The sequence below is a fragment of the Clostridium sp. CX1 genome (assembly GCF_025398335.1).
In the GTDB taxonomy this organism is placed as follows: domain Bacteria; phylum Bacillota; class Clostridia; order Clostridiales; family Clostridiaceae; genus Clostridium_AM; species Clostridium_AM tanneri.
In genome coordinates, this window is the sequence record NZ_JAODOO010000044.1 from 1 (window position 1) to 2885 (window position 2885).

Here is a 2885-nt window from a genome sequence, read left to right on the forward strand (position 1 = left end):
CCTGAGCCAGGATCAAACTCTCAATTTAAAAGTTTGTGACTCATTACTGTTTTGTTACTTTAAAAGTAACTCAAAGAATTGCTGGTTTATTTTAAAAACAAGTTTTACTTATCTTTACCTCTGTTTAATTTTCAAGGATCATTTAACTTGATTTTGAACACTTAATCATTTTATCAAATGTTCTTAAGTTTGTCAAGAACTTTGTAAATATTTTTTATTTTCTGTCGTTCATTGACAGCTTAACTATAATATCATGAAAAATATCATTCGTCAATAACTTTTTTAATAAGTTTTTATCGACATTTATAAGCTTTAATGACAACTAAGTTCTCATCGCTAACCTCAGCGACGAATGTTATGATACCATTTTTAAAAACACATCATTACTCTTTATATAGTTAAAATATTAAATTAAGTCATTAATTCTATCTCTATCTAACAAATTCTTCATATTTATTATACTGACACACCAGATTAGGTTTACGCCTGTTAATATAAAGTTTTTATTTATTTTAGCCTCAATGCTATATAAATTCTCCTCTAAGCTTTATGATTTTTAGTGAATTTCTATACTAATCTTTCTGTAGATTTAAAACAAAAGGGACAGCTCAAAGTTTTTTCTTTGAACCATCCCTGTGATTATTAAAACTATTTACTCTCAGAAACTAAATTCAGTAGCTCTATAACTCTTTTATTTAATATTGGATGTATTAAGTATGGCGCAATATCTGCCAAAGGTCTTAGTACAAATTCTCTCTCGTGCATTCTCGGGTGTGGTAGGATTATTTCCTCTTCACAAGTAATTAAGTTGTCATAAAACAATACATCTAAATCTATAGTCCTTGGCCCCCACTTTATTATTCTCTCACGCTTTAGTTCTTTTTCTTTTCCTAGTAAAAGTTTCATTAGCCTATTAGGAGATAAAAGTGTTTTTACTTCTAAGGCACCGTTTAGAAACTTATCTTGGTCTAAGTATCCCACCGGTTCTGTTTCATAGAAGTTAGATACCTTAGTTACTTTACTAGAAATAGATTCATTTATAAGTTCAATAGCAGAATTTAAGTTCTGCTCTCTATGCCCCATATTAGAACCTATTGCAACATATGCGGTATGCCATCCCCTATCAATCTCCACTGCTGCATAGTCTACAGGCTTTCCAATAGGAGCCCATGGCTTTTTAATTTGAACCTTAATCCTGTTCACTAGGTCATATTTTAGTAAAATAAATTCAGCCAACTTTTCTGCTGCTTTTTCTATTAAATCATATTTTTCTTTCTTAAACTGATCTTCAACATCAAAACACAATTGTGCGTAATTAACAGTCTTTGTTAGATCATCAGTTTCTCCGGCCTCTTGTAAGTCTAGAAAAAGCTCTAAGGATATAATAAATCTTTGTCCCATATCCTTTTCCTGCTGATTTACTCCGTGAAATCCATAAACCTGTAGATCTTTTACGTATATTCTATCCATTATTTAACCTCGCTTTAGTATAATTCAGTCATCGATATATTCTAGTAAGTGATTTTATAATTTTTTTTCTCTTCAGACCACTTACACTCTTTTGCAGCTGCACAAGAAAAACATGTCCGCGAAAGTTTATCACTTAAATAAAATATTTCATCAAAGGTTTCTTTTTCTTCTAATCCACCTCTATGTTTCAAGATAGCTCCTAAAACTACTTTTCTATCTTCTTCTATGAAGCCGCATTCTACTAGTATTTCTTCTGCTAACCTGTAGCTAGCTACTTCATGAGGAGTACCGTCCTTATATTGCATCCACCTTCCTATATCATGAAGTAATGCCGCTGCATAAACTATCTGCTTATCTATCTCTATATGCTTTTCCAAAAACATAATATATGCTATCCTTGCTACATCCAAAAAGTGCCCTATATCATGTTTACAAAAGACTCTATCTCCTTCGTACTCTTCGTTTCGCTTTAGGTACTCTCTATATTTACTGCTATTTAGAATAGCATTTACCTTATTCAAATACAACGCCTCTCCCTATTAAATTTTAATCATTCTGTATACTTCTTCTCTAAGGGATAAATCTTCTTTAAACTTGCCTTTAGTAACAACTGTTACAGTCTTACTTCCTGGTTTTTTAACACCTCTCATGGTCATACACATATGTTCAGCTTCTACTACTACCATTACCCCTTTAGCATCTAAATGCTCCATAATTGCATCTGCTACCTGAGTAGTCATTCTTTCTTGAAGTTGGGGTCTTTTAGCAAAGACTTCTACTGTTCTTGCTAACTTGCTTAAACCTGCAACCTTTCCACTTGGTATATATGCTACATGAGCTCTTCCATAGAATGGCACAAAATGATGCTCACACATAGAATAGAACTTTATATCTTTTTCTAAAATTATATCATCACTATCTGCTGTAAAAGTTTTCTTTAAATGTTCTTCTGGAGATGTATTTATTCCTGAAAAAATTTCTTTATACATTCTTGCAATTCTATCTGGAGTTTCTAGTAATCCTTCTCTTTCTGGATTCTCTCCTATAGCTTCAATAATCATTCTAACTGCTGCTTTGATTTTACTCTCGTCTATCATAATATTCTATTGAACTCTTCCTTTTCTAAAGAATCTGTTCAATAATCCTCCTCTCATGTTGAAAGATTTTTATAGCTGTTAAACTTTTTGTAATTTATAGATTAAATAAATATTTCACAATATTACCATAAATTATAACATTTTAATCATAAATTTACAAGAAGGTTGAACCCACTATAAAACAATTATAACATTTTTTAGTTAATTCCAATAATTTCTTAAAATTACTGCCGTATAGGTATAATTATAATATACATTTTGTAACTTATAAATATATTTTTACGTATAAAAAAAGCACTTCATTAAATAATGAAGTGC

General features: G+C 30.7%; 3 protein-coding genes. All 3 read right to left on the minus strand.

Annotated features, from left to right (window positions below):
• Positions 1 to 648: 648 nt before the first annotated feature.
• The 3 genes from folK to folE are packed head-to-tail and all read right to left on the minus strand — an operon-like array spanning position 649 to position 2564.
• Positions 649 to 1470 (minus strand): 2-amino-4-hydroxy-6-hydroxymethyldihydropteridine diphosphokinase, encoded by an 822-nt coding sequence (gene folK, locus N4T77_RS20005; protein WP_261673625.1) that lies wholly within the window; start codon positions 1468 to 1470, stop codon positions 649 to 651.
• A gap of 41 nt (positions 1471 to 1511) precedes the next feature.
• Positions 1512 to 1991: an HD domain-containing protein gene (locus N4T77_RS20010; RefSeq protein WP_261673626.1), complete on the minus strand. Its 480-nt coding sequence runs from the start codon at positions 1989 to 1991 to the stop codon at positions 1512 to 1514.
• An 18-nt stretch (positions 1992 to 2009) separates the two neighbouring features.
• Positions 2010 to 2564, minus strand: a complete 555-nt coding sequence (gene folE / locus N4T77_RS20015; protein WP_261673627.1) for a GTP cyclohydrolase I FolE — start codon at positions 2562 to 2564, stop codon at positions 2010 to 2012.
• Positions 2565 to 2885 lie beyond the last annotated feature (321 nt).

Coding starts and splice junctions, on each gene's coding strand:
- folK (WP_261673625.1), bottom strand. CDS start 1,470: ATGGATAGAATATACGTAAAAGATCTACAGGTTTATGGATTTCACGGA.